Annotated in this window: 17 protein-coding genes and 1 tRNA gene; 9 read left to right on the forward strand and 9 right to left on the reverse strand. The window is 67.9% G+C overall.

Going from position 1 to position 16,536, the window contains the following annotated elements; genetic code table 11:
- Positions 1-54: 54 nt before the first annotated feature.
- The gene (locus IBJ06_RS00105) at positions 55-1,161 is read right to left on the reverse strand and encodes an S-(hydroxymethyl)glutathione dehydrogenase/class III alcohol dehydrogenase (RefSeq protein ID WP_292156488.1); all 1,107 of its coding nucleotides are present in this window, start codon (positions 1,159-1,161) and stop codon (positions 55-57) included.
- 641 nt (positions 1,162-1,802) lie between these two features.
- Between IBJ06_RS00105 and IBJ06_RS00110 the strand changes: the two genes are divergently transcribed.
- Entirely contained in the window at positions 1,803-2,525 is a 723-nt protein-coding gene (locus tag IBJ06_RS00110; RefSeq protein WP_292157247.1) for an NAD-dependent deacylase, read from the forward strand.
- On the opposite strand, the gene IBJ06_RS00115 is transcribed toward IBJ06_RS00110, so the two are convergent.
- Together IBJ06_RS00115 and IBJ06_RS00120 are read right to left on the reverse strand one after the other, a co-directional pair.
- Positions 2,522-3,304, reverse strand: coding sequence for an RNA methyltransferase (locus tag IBJ06_RS00115; RefSeq protein WP_292156489.1), 783 nt, complete (start codon positions 3,302-3,304; stop codon positions 2,522-2,524). The genes IBJ06_RS00110 and IBJ06_RS00115 overlap by 4 nt on opposite strands.
- Positions 3,305-3,307: 3 nt before the next feature.
- The gene (locus IBJ06_RS00120; RefSeq protein WP_292156490.1) at positions 3,308-4,330 is read right to left on the reverse strand and encodes a S1/P1 Nuclease; all 1,023 of its coding nucleotides are present in this window, start codon (positions 4,328-4,330) and stop codon (positions 3,308-3,310) included.
- A 159-nt stretch (positions 4,331-4,489) separates the two neighbouring features.
- On the opposite strand from IBJ06_RS00120, the gene IBJ06_RS00125 reads away from it, so the two are divergent.
- A complete protein-coding gene (locus tag IBJ06_RS00125) occupies positions 4,490-5,023 on the forward strand; it encodes a 3D domain-containing protein (protein WP_292156491.1) in 534 nt (177 codons plus the stop codon).
- On the opposite strand, the gene IBJ06_RS00130 is transcribed toward IBJ06_RS00125, so the two are convergent.
- The 3 genes from IBJ06_RS00130 to IBJ06_RS00140 form a co-directional block, all read right to left on the reverse strand.
- On the reverse strand, positions 5,020-5,340 hold the full coding sequence (locus IBJ06_RS00130) for an Mpo1-like protein (RefSeq protein WP_292156492.1): 321 nt from the start codon (positions 5,338-5,340) through the stop codon (positions 5,020-5,022). The genes IBJ06_RS00125 and IBJ06_RS00130 overlap by 4 nt on opposite strands.
- Positions 5,341-5,462: 122 nt before the next feature.
- Positions 5,463-7,415 carry a DEAD/DEAH box helicase gene (locus tag IBJ06_RS00135; RefSeq protein WP_292156493.1) on the reverse strand — a complete coding sequence of 651 codons (1,953 nt, stop codon included), beginning with the start codon at positions 7,413-7,415 and terminating at the stop codon, positions 5,463-5,465.
- Positions 7,416-7,542: 127 nt separating this feature from the next.
- The gene (locus tag IBJ06_RS00140) at positions 7,543-8,205 is read right to left on the reverse strand and encodes a helix-turn-helix domain-containing protein (protein WP_292156494.1); all 663 of its coding nucleotides are present in this window, start codon (positions 8,203-8,205) and stop codon (positions 7,543-7,545) included.
- Positions 8,206-8,267: 62 nt separating this feature from the next.
- On the opposite strand from IBJ06_RS00140, the gene IBJ06_RS00145 reads away from it, so the two are divergent.
- The 3 genes from IBJ06_RS00145 to IBJ06_RS00155 all read left to right on the forward strand — a co-directional run bounded on the left by IBJ06_RS00145 (position 8,268) and on the right by IBJ06_RS00155 (position 9,866).
- A complete protein-coding gene (locus IBJ06_RS00145; RefSeq protein WP_292156495.1) occupies positions 8,268-8,669 on the forward strand; it encodes a nuclear transport factor 2 family protein in 402 nt (133 codons plus the stop codon).
- Positions 8,670-8,756: 87 nt separating this feature from the next.
- Positions 8,757-9,407 carry a glutathione S-transferase family protein gene (locus IBJ06_RS00150; protein ID WP_292156496.1) on the forward strand — a complete coding sequence of 217 codons (651 nt, stop codon included), beginning with the start codon at positions 8,757-8,759 and terminating at the stop codon, positions 9,405-9,407.
- Between the two features lie 111 nt (positions 9,408-9,518).
- Complete coding sequence (locus tag IBJ06_RS00155) at positions 9,519-9,866, forward strand: DUF1428 domain-containing protein (protein WP_292156497.1); 348 nt, start codon at positions 9,519-9,521, stop codon at positions 9,864-9,866.
- Between the two features lie 42 nt (positions 9,867-9,908).
- On the opposite strand, the gene IBJ06_RS00160 is transcribed toward IBJ06_RS00155, so the two are convergent.
- Positions 9,909-9,985, reverse strand: a tRNA-Arg gene (locus IBJ06_RS00160).
- 145 nt (positions 9,986-10,130) lie between these two features.
- Here IBJ06_RS00160 and IBJ06_RS00165 point away from each other — a divergent pair.
- On the forward strand, positions 10,131-11,426 hold the full coding sequence (locus tag IBJ06_RS00165) for a hypothetical protein (RefSeq protein ID WP_292156498.1): 1,296 nt from the start codon (positions 10,131-10,133) through the stop codon (positions 11,424-11,426).
- Between the two features lie 725 nt (positions 11,427-12,151).
- On the opposite strand, the gene IBJ06_RS00170 is transcribed toward IBJ06_RS00165, so the two are convergent.
- Both IBJ06_RS00170 and IBJ06_RS00175 read right to left on the reverse strand, forming a co-directional pair.
- Positions 12,152-12,934 (reverse strand): SDR family oxidoreductase, encoded by a 783-nt coding sequence (locus IBJ06_RS00170; protein ID WP_292156499.1) that lies wholly within the window; start codon positions 12,932-12,934, stop codon positions 12,152-12,154.
- A complete protein-coding gene (locus tag IBJ06_RS00175) occupies positions 12,931-13,233 on the reverse strand; it encodes a 4a-hydroxytetrahydrobiopterin dehydratase (RefSeq protein WP_292156500.1) in 303 nt (100 codons plus the stop codon). Before IBJ06_RS00175 ends, IBJ06_RS00170 begins: the two co-directional genes overlap by 4 nt.
- Positions 13,234-13,345: 112 nt before the next feature.
- On the opposite strand from IBJ06_RS00175, the gene IBJ06_RS00180 reads away from it, so the two are divergent.
- The 3 genes from IBJ06_RS00180 (at position 13,346) to ubiB (ending at position 16,490) form a co-directional block, all read left to right on the forward strand.
- Positions 13,346-14,059, forward strand: coding sequence for a Crp/Fnr family transcriptional regulator (locus tag IBJ06_RS00180; RefSeq protein ID WP_292156501.1), 714 nt, complete (start codon positions 13,346-13,348; stop codon positions 14,057-14,059).
- 62 nt (positions 14,060-14,121) lie between these two features.
- A complete protein-coding gene (locus IBJ06_RS00185; RefSeq protein WP_292156502.1) occupies positions 14,122-14,913 on the forward strand; it encodes a class I SAM-dependent methyltransferase in 792 nt (263 codons plus the stop codon).
- Positions 14,901-16,490, forward strand: coding sequence for a 2-polyprenylphenol 6-hydroxylase (gene ubiB / locus IBJ06_RS00190; protein WP_292157249.1), 1,590 nt, complete (start codon positions 14,901-14,903; stop codon positions 16,488-16,490). Before IBJ06_RS00185 ends, ubiB begins: the two co-directional genes overlap by 13 nt.
- The last annotated feature ends 46 nt before the right edge of the window (positions 16,491-16,536 follow it).

The raw sequence follows: 16,536 nt of genomic DNA on the forward strand, positions 1-16,536 counted from the left end.
CCCTCCTCTTGGTCCGGGGACGCTAGTCATGTCCGTTTCTTTTGGCAACTACCCCTAGAACACCACCACGCTTCGGATGCTCTTGCCCTCGTGCATCAGGTCGAAGGCCTTGTTGATGTCTTCCAGCGGCATCGTGTGCGTGATCATGGGGTCGATCTCGATCTTGCCGTCCATATACCAGTCGACGATGCGCGGCGTGTCGGTGCGGCCGCGCGCGCCGCCAAAGGCACTGCCGCGCCAGACCCGGCCGGTGACCAGCTGGAACGGGCGGGTGGCGATCTCCTTGCCGGCCTCGGCCACGCCGATGACGATGCTCTCGCCCCAGCCCCGGTGACAGGCCTCCAACGCCTGACGCATCACCGTGGTGTTGCCGGTGCAGTCAAAGGTGTAGTCCGCCCCGCCGCCGGTCAGCTCGACCAGATGGGCCACGATGTCCGCATGGTCCTTCGGGTTGACGAAATGGGTCATGCCGAATTTGCGGCCCCACTCTTCCTTGTCGCTGTTGATGTCGACACCGACGATCATGTCGGCCCCGACCATCTTCAGCCCCTGGATGACGTTCAGCCCGATGCCGCCCAGACCGAACACCACGGCATTGGCGCCGGGCTCCACCTTCGCTGTATTGACCACCGCGCCCACGCCCGTGGTCACGCCGCAGCCGACGTAGCAGGCCTTGTCGAACGGGGCGTCCTTGCGGATCTTCGCCAGGGCGATCTCGGGCAGGACGGTGTAGTTCGAGAAGGTCGAACAGCCCATATAGTGGGCGATGGACTGGCCCTTGTAGCTGAAGCGGCTGGTGCCATCAGGCATGACGCCCTTGCCCTGGGTGCCCCGGATGGCGGTGCACAGATTGGTCTTGCGGCTCAGGCAGCTTTTGCACTGGCGACATTCCGGCGTGTACAGCGGGATCACATGGTCGCCGACCTGGACCGAGGTCACGCCCGGCCCCACCTCGACCACCACGCCCGCGCCCTCATGGCCCAGAATGCTGGGGAAGATGCCCTCGGAATCCAGCCCGTCCAGCGTATAGGCGTCGGTGTGACAGATGCCCGTCGCCTTGATCTCGACCAGCACCTCGAACGCCTTCGGCCCCTCCAGATCGACCTCGACGATCTCCAGCGGCTTCTTCGCTTCAAAGGCAACGGCGGCGCGGGTCTTCATGGGGGAGGGCTCCGAGACTTGTCCTTCTCCCCCTGCGGGAGAAGGTGGCAGGCCACAGGCCTGACGGATGAGGGGTCGCACCAGCGACAAATGGTTTCAAGCCAAAACCGGCCCGGCAACCTTCATCCAGACCCGTCATCCTCCGACTTGATCGGAGGATCGGTGCGGGCAGGCCGCCCGCCGTGGTGGGCGACACCGATCCTCGGGTCGAGCCCGAGGATGACGAGGGGTTGGGGGCAGTGGCTACGACGCTCGTCACCTGAATACCCAACCCTTTCAACACCCCGCACGTTTCCCGCAGCGATCTTCCCGCCCTGGTCGTCGGGTGATGCATGCTGTCCGGTTGCCGAGACCCAGGCCGACGGAGGCGCGAATTCAGACCATTCAGACGGTTCAGACGGTGTTTTTCGTCCCCTCTCCTATGGGAGAGGGGGTTGGGGGTGAGGGGCGCACCCCTCCTTCGGCGGGAGCCGTCGCACCGCCCCTGCTACGGCCTTCGCCGACGGCTATCGCCGACCCTCATCCGGCGCTCACGCGCCACCTTCTCCCATCAGGAGAAGGATACTACTGCGATGCGGGGGCCCGCACTTCAGACGATTCAGACTATTCAGACCCTGTTTTCCGAAGGCACCGTCCGGACCATGGCCCACCGCAACATCGTCATCCTGACCGGCGCGGGCATTTCTGCGGAGTCCGGCGTGCCGACCTTCCGCGCCTCGGACGGGCTGTGGATGGGCCACCGGATCGAGGATGTGGCGACGCCTGAGGCCTTTCACCGCGACCCGGCGACGGTCCATGAGTTCTACAACGCCCGCCGGCGTCAGCTGGCCGAGGTGCAGCCCAATGCCGCGCACCGGGCGCTGGCCGACCTCGCCGCGCGCTGGCCTGGCACCCTCACGCTGGTCACCCAGAATGTCGATGACCTGCATGCCCGCGCCCATGCGGACGTCGCGCCCGCTAAGAGCTTTCGCCTGATCCCCATGCACGGGGAACTGCTGAAAGCCGCCTGCACCCGCACGGGGCGTATCTGCGACTGCCCCGGAGACCTGTCCATGGACAGCCCTTCGCCCCATCACCCCGAGGGTCGGCTGCGTCCGCACATCGTCTGGTTCGGGGAGATGCCGCTTGAGATGGAGGTCATCCATGACGCCTTACAGGCCTGCGACCTGTTCATCGCCATCGGCACGTCGGGGGCGGTCTATCCCGCAGCCGGCTTCGTCGAGATCGCCCGCCACGCCGGGGCCCGCACGGTCGAGCTGAACCTCGAACCCTCGCTGATCTCGGACCTGTTCGGCGAAACGCATTTCGGCCCGGCGACCGAGGTCGTCCCGGCCTTCGTCGCGACCCTTCAGGCAGCAGGCTAGGTCTCGCCCGCCTTCTTCGCCGCCATCCGGGCCAGCAGCCGTCCGCGCCCTTTGGCCAGCGCGTGGATCACCCCGCGAAAGGTCGCGACCTCCTGCGCGCTGAACCCGGCCCGGCCCAGCATGACGCGCAGGTTCTGGCTCATCGACGGCTTCTTCTCGGGCGGATGGAAAAAGCCCCCCGCCTCCAGCTCGGTCTCCAGATGCTCATACATGCCGACCAGCAGGTCGTTCGACGCGGGCGGGTCGCCCTCGCGGAAGCGCGGCGGCGGGGCATCGAGGATCAGCGTCCGCCACTCATAGGCATTGATCGCCACCGCCTGCGCCAGGTTCAGCGAATGGTGTCGGGGGTCGATGGGAATGGTGGTGATGCCCTGGGTCAGGGCGATGTCGGTGGTCTCCAGCCCCGCCCGCTCGCCGCCGAACAACAGGCCGACACTCAGCCCCGAGGCCCGGTCGTCATACAGCAGGCGCGCCGACTCGCGCGGCGTCCGCACCGGCATCCGCGTCTCTCGCGGGCGGGCCGTGGTCGAAAACACCGTGTTCATGTCGGCGATGGCCTCGGCCACACTTTCAAAGACCTGTACGCCCTCCAGCACCCAGTCCGCACCCGAGGCCGTAGCCCAGGCCCGGTCCTGCGGCCAGCCGTCGCGCGGGCTGACCAGCCGCAGCTCGGACAGGCCAAAATTCGCCATCACCCGTGCCACCGCCCCGATGTTGTCGGCCAGCTGCGGCTTGTCGAGGATGATGACGGGGCCGGGCGGCGTGGCAGGCTCGCTCACCCGTCAGTCCTGACCGATCATCGACAGCCAGGGGTCGGCGGTGCCGGCCTCGACCTCGGCAACCTTGATCGCGGGCCAGCCGATCGAGCGGGTGCCCGACTCGCGCCAGGCCAGTATGATCAGGTCGCGCAGCTCGCTGGCCCCCGCCGCCAGCCTCTGGGTGGCAAAGTCCACGCCGCGCGGATCCGTCCCGACGAAGGCCCCCGCCTTCTCCAGCCGATAGAAGGGCACCACCTCGGCCAGCGAGACCAGCAGATAGTCGGCGGTGCGGGCGCGCAGATCGAACCCGTCCAGACGCGGCGCGGTCATGGCCGCCTCAATGCCCTGCAGATTGATCCGGTCGCGCACGAACTCCCCTTCGAACAGGCCGTGCGTCTGGCGTGAGCGGGTGAAGCCCTCGGGATTGTCCGTGTCGCGGTCCCAGCCGTTGTAGTGGATGGTCGTGTGCAGCGGCTGCGAGCCGTCCGAGACGTAGTGCGACAGCATGCCGATATCCCGCAGCAGCAGGGCCTCGCGCCGCAGCCGGTCCTCGCGGTACCAGGCCTGACGCGCCAGGTCGGTCTCGCGCGCTTCGGCGGCCGTCAGCACCCGCCAATAGGCAAAGTCCTGCACCACCTGCAGCCAGGCATCCATGATCGCATAGGGCAGATAGCCGGCGTCATTGACCTTGATCCCGGCCTCCAGCAGCAGGGCGTCATATTCGGACTTGAGCGTCGGCAGGTCACGGATGTGGGGCCCGGCCCCGGTCATGATCAGACCATCCTCGGTCATGTCGACGAAGTGGGCGGTGTCGCGCTCGCGGCCGTGCGGCTGGCCCGCGCCCTTCCAGCGGTCGGGCTCGCGCGACAGTTCCCCGACCTGGGCCGCGGCCTCGGCCGTCCTCAAAAAGGCCGGCAGTTCCTCGGGCAGGGCGCGCATGGCGGCCTGTCCGACCATCCGGTGGCCGCTGGCCCCCCAGGCCGCGACGTCGGCGGCGGGCAGAACAATCAGCGTCAGGGCGACGGCGGTGGCGATCAGGGGTTTCATGGATGGGCTCCCGGCAGGGTGGGCCCCTCCGTTAGAACGGGACAGGCGGGGCGTCCAGCATCCGGCCTTTCCTTCGCCCTTTGCCGTCTTCTTGTCCCATTCGGGGGGCAAACACCCGCCGCCGGTCGGCTCGAGGACCGGCGATATCGCGATTCCCCCATGCTCAAGACCCTCGCTCTGGTGCTGGCCCTGGTGACCCCCGCGGTCGCCTCATCCATCGACCCTGTGCCCTATGACGCACTGGTCTCGGCCGAGGCCGAAGCCGCCGAGCACGGGTTCGCTCCCGATGTCTGGCTGTCACTGAACGAGGATCAAAAGGCCCTGGCCCTGCGCCCCGCCGACTGGAGCCTGTCGGCGCGCCTCTATCACGCAGGCGGGGGTGGAGCGACGGGCAACGATTCGCTGGGTTGCCGCCCGATCGCCATGCGCACCGTCGCCATCGATCCGCGCGTCGTGCCCCGCCGCACCCGGCTGTTCATCAAGGAAACGGTCGGGCTGGAACTGCCCGACGGCACCATCCACGACGGCTACTGGTATGCCTCGGACACCGGCGGCGCCATCAAGGGCAACAAGATCGATCTCTACACCGGCCACGGTCGCGGCTCGATGGCTCCGGCCATGCCGCTGAACATGCGCTCGCTGACGGTAGTCCGCGCCGGCACCTTCGACGGCTGCCCGCCCGCCTGGGACTAGAAGCGGCGCTTGCCGCTGACGGTCTCGAAGAACATCCGCCAGTCGCCCATGAGGCTCCACAGCGGGTATTTGAAGGTCGCCGGCCGGTTCTTCTCGAAGAAGAAATGCCCGACCCAGGCAAAGCCATAGCCCACCACCGGCATGGCCAGCAGCCACCAGGCGTTCCGCGTCACGATCGCCGTTCCCAGCACGACCAGCACCAGCGCTGATCCCACAATGTGGATCCGCCGGCACGTCCGGTTGGAGTGCTCGTGGATGTAGTACGGATAGAAGGCCTCGAATGAGGCGAACCGTTCCTCAGGGGCGTGCGTGCTCATGGGCAAACACTGTCCCCCGATCCCCGCGATGGCAAGAGGTAGATCCTCCCCCGTTCACGGGGGTGGAGGAAGGTTCGTCTACGAACCGACGACGGGACCGCGCAGCGGTGGAGGGGGCGGCTCTAGCCCGCGCGCTTGTGCGGCTTGCCGGCCTTCCTGAACGGCGGCTTGCTCCGGGGGACCGGGGCAGCACCCTCGGTCCGGGGCCGTGGCGCGCCCCCCTTGAACGGCGCATTGCCACGCAGCTTGCCGTTGGCCTTGGGATTGCCCTTGGCCTTCCACGGCTTGCGGTCCCCGGCGGGGGCGGCAGGGGGCTCGGCACCGGCTTCGGCCCGGAACGGTGGCTTCTTGGCCTTCCAGGCGGGGCGGGGACGCTCGGCGCCTTCACCCTCGGCACGCGGGGCGTAGTCTTTCTTGACGAAGGGGCGTTTCGGCCGGGCCTCATAGGCGTTGTCGGGGGCAGATGACGGGGTGATCGCCACCTCGGCATTCTTCGCCGAGGCCAGGGCCGACCTGAAGCCCTCGACGGCCCCCAAGGCGATCTCGAAGCGGGTCTCGTGCGACAGGATGCGGATCGAGCCGATCTCGCGCTTGGTGATCCCGCCCAAACGGCAGATCACCGGAATCAGCCATTTGGGATCGGCCTGTTTGCCCTCGCTGTGGCGGCCCACATCGGCGCGGAACCAGGCGACCTCATGCGGTTGCAGCCGCTCGGTGGGCCAGGCGGTGGCCGCATCGCCGCGTTCCTTGCGCATCGGGCGCTCGCCCGGATCTGTCAGCTCCTCGGGCGCCGGCATCCTGGCCCGTTGCAGGCGGATGAAGGCACAGGCGATCTCTTCCGGCGTACGCTCGTCCATCAGCCGCTTCGCCAGGGCGAAATCCTCGTCCGATACGGTCTCGTCAAAGATCGGACCGGCGATCAGGCGCGCCTCGTCCTGCGCCCGGATGGCATCGGCGCCCGGCGCGGCGTCCCAGCTGGCCTCGACCCCGGCCGAGGACAGCAGCATCTCGGCGCGACGCCGCTTGGGATTGGGCACCAGCAAGACGGACACGCCCTTCTTGCCCGCGCGGCCCGTGCGGCCCGACCGGTGCAGCAGGGTCGCCCGGTTGACCGGCAGCTCCGCATGGATGACCAGCCCCAGATCGGGCAGGTCCAGCCCGCGCGCGGCCACGTCGGTGGCCACACAGACCCGCGCCTGACCGTCGCGCAGCGCCTGCAGGGCATCGGTGCGCTCGCGCTGGCTCAGCTCGCCCGACAGGCCGACCGACTGGAATCCGCGTTCCCGCAGGGCCGCCTGCAGATGCTTGACCGACTCGCGCGTCGAACAGAACACCAGCGCGCCCGGCGCCTCAAAGAAACGCAGCACATTGACCACGGCGTGCTCGATCTGGTTCGGCGCGATCCGCATGGCGCGGTATTCGATGTCGCCGTGCGGCTGGCTCCTGTTGGTGGTGTCGATCCGCACCGCATCGCGCTGATAGCGTTTGGCCAGGATGGCGATCTCACGCGCGATGGTGGCCGAGAACAGCAGGGTCCGGCGCTCGGACGGCGACTGGTCGAGGATGAATTCCAGATCCTCGCGAAAGCCCATGTCGAGCATTTCGTCGGCCTCATCCAGCACCGCCAGCTTCAGCTCCGACAGGTCCAGATTGCCGCGGTCGATATGGTCCTTCAGCCGCCCGGGCGTGCCGATGACGATGTGGGTGCCCCAGCCCAGGGCGCGGGCTTCCTTGCGGGCATCCATGCCGCCCACGCAGGTGCCGATCTTCGCGTCGGTCCCGGCGTACAGCCAGGTCAGTTCGGTCGCCACCTGCATCGCCAGTTCCCGCGTCGGCGCGATCACCAGCGCCAGCGGCTTGCCGGCCTTGCCGAACCGTTCGGCCTCGCCCAGCAGGGTCGGGGCTGCCGCCAGGCCGAAGGCCACCGTCTTGCCCGATCCGGTCTGGGCCGAAACCAGCAGGTCCGAGCCCGCATGGTCGCCCTCCAGCACGGCGGCCTGCACCGCCGTCGGCTCGGCATAGCCACGTTCGGCCAGGGCGCGATCAAGCGCGGGATGGGTAGCGGGAAACGGCATCGAAAGTCCTGAACAGCAAAAAGGGTCGCCGAAACGACCGCGCCCGGCCAAGGCAGAAACCTCGGGCCGGGCGGTAAGGGAGGCCGCCTCTATACACCGATAAAGGCCATGGTGGGGCGGGATTTGCCTATCCGACCCTCGGCGGCAGCCTGAACAGGCCGGCAAACGCCCCGAACAGGTCGCGGCCTCCGGCCTCGAACGCATCATCGGGCAGCGGTGCGTCGCCATAGACGGCCGCCGCGACCGCTTCCGGCGTCGACACCAGCCGCAGGTCGGCATGGTCAGGCCGTCCACGTCCTGTGGTCAGAGCCCCGCCTTCGATGCGCGCGAAATAGCCTTCACCGCCCAGCTGAAATCCCACGGTCATATCCGGCGTGGCGGGCCGGGCGGCATACATGGTGCGCAGAGACAGCATCAGCGACACGGCGCTCAACGGCAGGGTCGGATCGTGGAGGGGCGAGCGCGCGGCCCAGCGGCCCAGCACCTTCAGCGGCTCTTCCAGCTCCAGCCCCCAGTCGGTCAGTTCATAGACCTGCACCCCGGCGGGCGGCTCCAGCTTCCGCCTGCGCAGCACGCCCACGTCTTCCAGCCCCGCCAGTTTCTGGCTCAGAACATTGGCCGACAGGCCGGGCAGGGACGCCCGCAGATCGCTGAACCGTCTTGGCCCCAGCATCAGTTCACGCGCCACCAGCAACGCCCATCGCTCGCCCACCAGCTCAAGCGCATGGGCGGTGCCGCAAGCGTCATCGTACGGTCGTCCGCGCTTGATGGTTATTTTTTCTAACTTCATGCTTGCATAAGATAACCGTCTGCCGCATCGTTCTCAAGCAGCACGCAGATCGGGAGCGCGAGATGGGCGCCGATGCCGAAATCCGGGATCTCATCAGCCGCTGGGCGCGGGCCGTCGGCGATCAGGACATCGCCGGCATCCTGGCCCATCATTCGGATGACATGCTGATGTTCGATGTGCCTCCACCCGCTGTTCTGAGGGGTCTGCAGGCCTACCGCGAGTCCTGGACGCCCTTCTTCGAATGGGCGCGCGGTGGCCTGGTCTTCGACATCATATCGATGGATGTCACGGCGGGGGATGACGTGGCCTTCGCGACGGCTCTGCTGCAGTGTGGCCGGCCGGGGGCCCTCGATCCGCTTTGCCCCCTGCGGCTGACCGTGGGCCTCAGCAGGACCGACGGTCACTGGACCATTGTCCACGAACATCATTCCTTTCCAGACCGGTCGGTGGGTCATCCGGCCTGACCTCCCGTTATCGATCCTCACGGCAAGGAGCGCCCCATGGCCTTTCTCGACATCCCTCCCGTTCCGATCGCCGCCCGGTGACCCGACTTGCGCCCGGTCATCACCGCCTTTGAAAACTCTCCTGACCGGGGTCAGGGCCTGGCCCGGGACATGCGCGTGCGCTGGGCTCTGGAGGAGTTGGGCGCGTCCTGCGACGTTCGGTTGATGAGCTTCGACACGTTGAAGCAACCTGAACACCTGGCTCGGCAGCCTTTCGGACAGCTACCAACCTATGAGGATGAGGACGTCACCCTGTTCGAGAGCGGGTCCATCCTGATCTATCTGGCCGACAGGCACGGCGGCCTGCTACCCCCTGATCCGGTCAACCGGGCCCGCGCCATTACCTGGATGTTCGCCGCATTGAACACGGTGGAGCCCCCGGTGTTCGACCGGGCCATGTTGCATGTGCTGGAGGCCGACAAGCCGTGGTTTCAGGAGCGCCTGAAGGCCGTTGAGGGCCTGATCGACAAGCGCCTGGCCAGCCTCTCGGCCTGTCTGGGCGAGCGCGACTGGCTGGAAGAGGGCTTTACCGGTGGCGATCTCCTGATGGCCACGGTTCTGATGCGCCTCAAGGGATCGGCGCTGCTTGCGGCCTACCCGAACCTGGTCGCCTACCTCGCCCGTGCCGAGGCCCGCCCGGCTTTCCAGCGCGCCTGGCAGGCCCAATACGCAACCTATATCGCGGCCAATCCAATGTGAGCTGTTACCCTTGCTCTGACGCCGTCGCGACAGGGCATCCATCCCCCGGCCCTCCGGCAGCGACCCACCCCCGTGGCGAACGTCAGGGCCTCCTCAAAGGAGACCAGAACAATGGCCTTTCTCGACATCACCGTCATCCCCGTGCCGACCGCCAACAAGGCCGCCTATCTGGAGCATTCGCGCCAGTCGACGGTCTTCTTCAAGGAACAGGGTGCCCTCAAGGTCACCGAATGCTGGGGCGAGGATGTGCCCGACGGCAAGGTCACCGATTTCAGGCGCGCCGTGGCCCTGAAAGATGGCGAGACGGTCGCCGTCGGCTGGATCACCTGGCCCGACCGCGCCACCCGCGACAAGGCCTGGGAGACCCTGATGCAGGACGAGCGCATGATGAAGCTCGACATGCCGTTCGACGGCAAGCGCATGATCTTCGCCGGCTTTGACGTGCTGATCGACGGTTAGGGCGGCGGAATGCCCGCCATGCCGGGTCTGGTTCAGGGGAAATGGCGCACCCGAGAGGATTCGAACCTCTGACCCCTGCCTTCGGAGGGCAGTACTCTATCCAGCTGAGCTACGGGTGCGGACCAGGGAAGGGGGTGCTTACAGGATCGCGGGGCGGGCCTCAATCCCAAACCGTGGCCCCCGGGACGCCCGCTGACGGTTTCGCCTTGGCGCGCGTGGCCGAGGGGCTTAAGCCTTGGGCAAACCATCCGGGAGTGATCACCCATGCGTATGCCGGCCCTCGGCCTTGTCGCCGCCCTCGTCCTGCTGGTCGCCGCCTGCGCCAGTGTTGCACCGCGCGGTCCGGACGGCGAGGCCGCCCTCAATGTCATCGCCGAGGACTATGTCCATCTGATCCTCGAGATCGGTGAGCATGAGCCGGGCTATGTCGATGCCTATTATGGCCCCGAGGCCTGGCCAGCCGAGGCCAAGGCCAATCTGCGCACTGTGCCGGATCTGATGCAGGCGGCCGAGACCCTGCTGGCCGAGATCGAGGCCGTGCCCGATGCGGGCCTCTCGCCCGACCTGCGCCAGCGCAAGGCCTATCTGAGCGCCCATGTCTCGGCGGCCCACGCCCGGCTGCGCATGATCACGGGCGAAAAGATGGGCTTTGCCGATGAGGCCGAGGCCCTGTTCGGCATCCGGCCCGAGCTGCGTCCGCTGGAAAGCTTCGACCCGGTTCTGGCGCGGCTGGATGCCCTGCTGCCGGGCGAAGGCTCGCTCAACGCCCGGCTGGGGGCCTTCCGGGGCGGCACCGCCATTCCGCGCGACCGCCAGGAGGTGGTCATGGCGGCCGCCATCGCCGAGTGCAAGGCGCGCACCGAGGCCCACATCGACCTTCCCGAGGGCGAAAACTTCACCCTCGAATTCGTCACCGACAAGCCCTGGTCCGGCTACAACTGGTATCAGGGCAATGCCCAGAGCCTGATCCAGATCAATGTCGACCAGCCGATCTCGATCGAGCGCGCCGTCGATCTGGGCTGCCACGAGGGCTACCCCGGCCACCACGTCTACAACATGCTGCTGGAGAAGACCTTCGTCCGCGAAAAGGGGTGGGTCGAGATGAGCGTCTACCCCCTCTACAGCCCGATGAGCCTGATCGCCGAGGGCAGCGCCAACTATGGCATCGACCTGGCCTTCCCGGGCGAGACGCGGGGCCAGTGGGAGCGCGAGGTCCTCTATCCCCTGGCCGGCATCAATCCCCAGGTCGTCGAGCTTCAGAACGCCATCCTGGACGTTACCCGCGAACTGGCCCGCGCCGAATACACCATCGCCGACGACTATCTGTCCGGCCGGGCCGACCGCGAGACCACCATCCAGCGCCTGATCAAATACGGTCTGCACAGCCGCGGCTCGGCCGAGCGCCGCATCCGCTTCATCGACACCTACCGCAGCTACATCATCAACTACGGCCTCGGCCGCGACATGGTTCAGGACTGGGTCGAGGCCCAGGGCCCGGACCACTGGGCCACCATGGAACGCCTGCTGGCCAGCCAGATCCTGCCGACGGACCTGTTGTGACACATCGTCTCCTCCCTGCCGCGTAGCGGTGGGGAGGGAGGCCGCCTTTTCCTGAGTCCCCTCTCCGTTGGGAGAGGGGGTTGGGGGTGAGGGGCTCACCGCATCCTTCGGCGTGAGCCGTCGCACCCGCCCTGCCACGGCTTGCGCCGACGGATGACGACGACCCTCATCCGTCGCTCGCGCGACACCTTCTCCCATCGGGAGAAGGAAGAATGCGATGGGTCGAAGGCAGCAACTATGATAGCCGCCCACAAATTCCCCAACCCTTTCAACGCCCCTCCCGTTTCTCGCACCGTTCTGCCCGACCAGGCCGCGAGCTGTGCAATCCTCAGAGCGTCCCGTTGCACGGAGGGCTCGTAAGGCCTGCGACCTTATGGCGGCGGGAGCGGATGGAGCGGGGTTGAAGGCGCGCTGTCCGGCTTCCGGGTCTCAGGGAGGCTTCGGCGGCCGGGCGAAAGGCCCGCCGTCAACACTGGGTCGAGGGGGATACTCGATCGTCCGGGAGGTGTCGCAGGACACCCCCGCCCGCCGGGGGCGCTGCGGTAAGGCGATAACACCGCCACCCGACGCAAGCTCCCGGATAACCAGCCGCGCGGAGCGTCTGTCTTCGTCGAAACGGTAAACTCTATTCACTCCGGGCGAAGGCCCGGCGCTCCGCCTGCCCTCCACCTCTGCCCCACGGGCGAGAGGGGCTTTGGCTCGTCAGAAGGAGGACCGTGAAAGCCTCACTGCGCCAGCATGCCGCCGTCGATCTTGAACTCGGACCCGGTCACGAATTTCGACTCATCCGAGGCCAGATAGACCACGCACCACGCCACATCGTCGGGCTCGCCGATCCGCTTCAGCGGAATGCCGCGCGTCAGCCGTTCGTGGGCCTTGGCCTCGTCGCCGCCGGCCATGGCGATGAAGGGGTCGAGGATCGGGGTCTTGATGAACACCGGATGGACCGAGTTGCAGCGCACGTTCCAGTCCTGCTTGGCGGCTTCGAGGGCGACGGTTTTGGTGTACATCCAGACGGCGGCCTTGGTGGCGTTATAGGCCCCCATGCCGGGTGCCGCCGCCAGTCCCGCCACAGAAGAAATGTTGATGATCGACGCCGGGGCAGAGGCGCGCAGGTGCGGCATGGCATGCTTGCAGCCCAGCATGATGCTCTCGATGTTGACCGCCTGGACCTTGCGCCAATTCTCCAGCGTATCGGCCTCGGCATAGCGCAGCTCGCCGCCGATCCCGGCATTGTTGATCAGCACCGACAGCCCGCCCATGTCCTCGGTCGCTTCGGACACCACGCGGACCCAGTCCTCCTCGCGCGCGACATCGTGGGTGAAGGCGAATACCCGACCCGGATGATCGGCCAGCAGCCGATCGCGCAGCGCCTCGACCGCCCCGCTTTCCAGATCGGTCAGGGCGACCGTGGCGCCTTCCTCCAGCAGCCGCAGCGCCATCGCCTGGCCCAGCCCGCCGGCCGCGCCGGTGATCAGCACACATTTTCCCCTGACGCGATCGGTCATGCGCGGGCTCCCATGGCGGTGGCGACCTCATTCATGAAGCGGGCCAGATCGACGTCCTTGTCGGTCACCCCGTCGGCGTCATGGGTGGTCAGCCGCACCTCGACCCGGTCATACACATTGAACCACTCCGGATGGTGGTCGCGCTTGTCCGCCATCAGGGCGACCCGCGTCATGAAGCCGAAGGCCGCGTTGAAGTCGGCGAAGCGAAAGGTCCGGCGAATGGCGTCGCCCTCGCCCGGATCGACGGCCCATCCCTCAAGGCTCTGGACGGCCGTTTCGGCCCCGATCTTTGCGGTCATGGCGTGGCTCCCTTGATGCGACGCTCCCCCTATAGACCGGTCGGGGACCCCACCGAAAGGCGGGAACGAATGGTCAAGCTTTATCGTTGACGCGGAACGGAGGGAGGCACGCATGGACGCGTTCACGGACAATCTCTGGTTGGCGACGCTGCGACCGGTCGATCAGAAGCGGCTGGCCCCCCACTTGCACGAACGTCCCTTCGACCCGGGGCTGATGCTGTACGACATCGGCGAGGCGGTCGATGCCGTCTGGTTCCCCCTGCACGGGGTCGTGTCCCTGATGACGGTGGTGGGCGACGATCGCGCCGTCGAGACGGCCGCCATCGGGCGCGAGGGGCTGGTCGGGGTCACCTGTGGCCCCCTGAACGGGCGGGCCGCGACCCGCGCCGTCTGCCAGATTGAGGGGGTGGCCGCCTGCTGTCCCGCCGATGTCTTCGCGGATCTGCTGCGGCAGAGTGAGCCGATGCGCATGGCGCTGTCGCGCTTTACCGAGGGGCTGATGGCGCAGGTCCAGCAATCGGCGGCGTGCAACGCCCAGCACCGGCTGGACCAGCGCCTCGCCCGCTGGCTGCTGACCACCCACGACCGGACCGACAGCGACCGGCTGGAGCTGACCCAGGCCGATGTGGCCAACATGCTGGGCGTGCGCCGCGCCACGGTCAGCGAGGTCAGCGCCGAGCTGGAAGGCCGAGGCCTGATCCGTCGCGGGCGCGGCTGGATCTGTGTCACCGATCGCAAGGCGCTGGAGGCTGCCGCCTGCGGTTGCTACGGCCTGATGCGCGGCGTCATGGCCGATCTGGGCCTGCCCCAGACGGTCGAGGGGTGATGCCGCCGCCGCGACCACACGGACCGGTGACGCCGCTTCCCCGACAGGCTAAACCGCCGGACATGAGCACCGCCGACCCCGCCGATCAGACCACCTCGCCCTTCGGCTACCGCGACATGCCGCGCGACGAGAAGGTGCGCCGGGTGCGCGGCGTGTTCGACAGCGTCGCGCCCTCCTACGACCGGATGAACGACCTGATGAGCGGGGGCGTCCATCGTCTCTGGAAGGATGCGGCCGCCGCCCGCCTCAACCCGCAGCCCGGCGAAGTCATCCTCGACGTTGCCGGCGGCACGGGCGATCTGGCGCTCCGCTATGCGAAACTGGCCCGCAAGGCCGCCGCCCGCCGGGGGGGTGAGCCGGCCACGATCCTCGTGCTCGACTACAATGCCGAAATGATCGCCGCAGGTCGGGCGCGGGAGGCCGGGGCCCGCGAGGCCTCGCCCGAGCTGACCTGGATGGTCGGCGACGCCCTCGCCCTGCCGCTGCCCGACGCCTCGGTCGATGCCTGGTCGATCGGCTTCGGCATCCGCAATGTGGCCAAGGTCGAGGAAGCCCTGGCCGAGGCGCGCCGGGTGCTGAAGCCCGGCGGCCGCTTCCTGTGTCTCGAATTCTCGCACCCGACCAGTGAGGCGCTCTCGAAGGCTTACGACGCCTGGTCGTTCAACATGATCCCCCGCATCGGTGGCTGGGTCGCGGGGGATCGCGACAGCTACCAGTATCTGGTCGAAAGCATCCGCCGCTTCCCCGACCAGCAGACCTTCAAGGCCATGATCGAGCAGGCCGGCTTTTCGAACGTAAGCGTCACCAATCTGTCGGGCGGGATCGCCGCGCTGCATCACGCCTGGGCGATCTGACCCTGACCCGCGCCTTCCGACAGCCTCCGCCTCCGCCCCGGACCCTGCCGGTACGCCATCCCGTGGCTGCGGCCCTGCGCCTGATCGGTTGGGGCTGGATCCTGATCCGCCACGACGCCCTGATGCCGCGCGAGATTACCCCTCTGCTGCCCGCCTGGCTGCGACCGCTGGCGGGCCTGCTGCACCTGTTTTCCGGCCAGGAGGCGCGCACCGGCCGTCCCGGCGAGCGTCTGGGCCGGGCCTTCGAGCGGCTGGGACCGGCGGCCATCAAGCTGGGCCAGGTGCTGGCCACGCGGGCCGACATCTTCGGCACGCAGTTCGCCCTCGACCTTGGGCGTCTCAAGGACCGGTTGCCGCCCTTTCCGCTGGAGCAGGCCCGTATCGAGATCGAACGCGCCCTCGGCCGTCCGGTCGAGAGCCTGTTCACCGACCTGCAGCCGGCTCTCGCCGCCGCCTCCTTGGCCCAGGCCCACGCCGCCCATCTGCACGACGGCCGCAAGGTCGCCGTCAAGGTCCTGCGCCCCGGGGTCGAGGGACGGGTGGCCGACGGGCTGGACGCCCTGCGTCTCGCCGCCCGCATGGCCGAGCGCTTCGTGGCCCCCGCCCGCAGGCTGGAACCCCGCGCCTTCGTCGAGACCATCGCCCGCTCGATGGAGCTTGAGCTCGACATGCGTCTCGAGGCCGCCGCCGCCTCGGAGATGGCCGAAGTCATGCAAAGGAGCGAGTCGGACGGCGTCGTCCTGATGACCGCGCCCGGCGTGGTCTGGGACGGGGTAGGCAAGCGGGTGCTGACGCTGGAGTGGGCGGACGGCCTGCCCATGACCGACCCGGCCTGTCGCGAACAGCCGGGACTCGACACCGATGCCCTCGCCGACAATGTGGTGCGGGCCTTCCTGATCCAGGCGCTGGACCACGGCACCTTTCACGCCGACCTGCACGAGGGCAATCTGTTCGCCTCGCCGCCCGCACGGCTGGTGGCGGTCGATTTCGGCATCGTCGGTCGGTTGGGCAAGGAGGAGCGCCGCTATCTGGCGGAAATCCTGTGGGGCTTCCTCAGCCGCGACTATGACCGCATCGCCCGGGTCCATTTCGAGGCCGGCTATGTGCCGCCCAGCCATTCGGTCGAGGCCTTTGCCCAGGCCCTGCGCGCCGTCGGCGAGCCTGTGATCGGCAAACAGGCCAGCCAGGTCTCCATGGGCCGGTTGCTGGGCCAGCTGTTCGAGATCACCGCCCTGTTCGACATGCGGCTCAGGCCCGAGCTGATCCTGCTGCAAAAGACCATGGTCTCGGTCGAGGGCGTGGCCCGCAGGCTTAACCCCGACCACGACCTGTGGGCCGCCGCCCGTCCGGTGGTGGAGCGCTGGATCCGCCGCGAGCTGGGCCCCCAGGCCCAGGTGCGGGATGCGCTGGAAGAGGTGGTCACCGGCCTCAGGGCCCTGTCCCAGCGTATCCGGCGCGATGCCGATGACACCGCCGCGGCACCCGTGGTGGTCGTGCCCCGGGCCTCGCCCTGGCCGATGGTTCTGTCTCTGGTCGCGCTGGGCCTGGCGACGGCTGCCCTTGTTCTGTCGCTTTGACGCGGCAATTGTCGCCTCGATCCCTGTACCGCCACAGCCGGAGGCA

Source organism: Brevundimonas sp. (assembly GCF_016742135.1).
In the GTDB taxonomy this organism is placed as follows: Bacteria; Pseudomonadota; Alphaproteobacteria; order Caulobacterales; family Caulobacteraceae; genus Brevundimonas.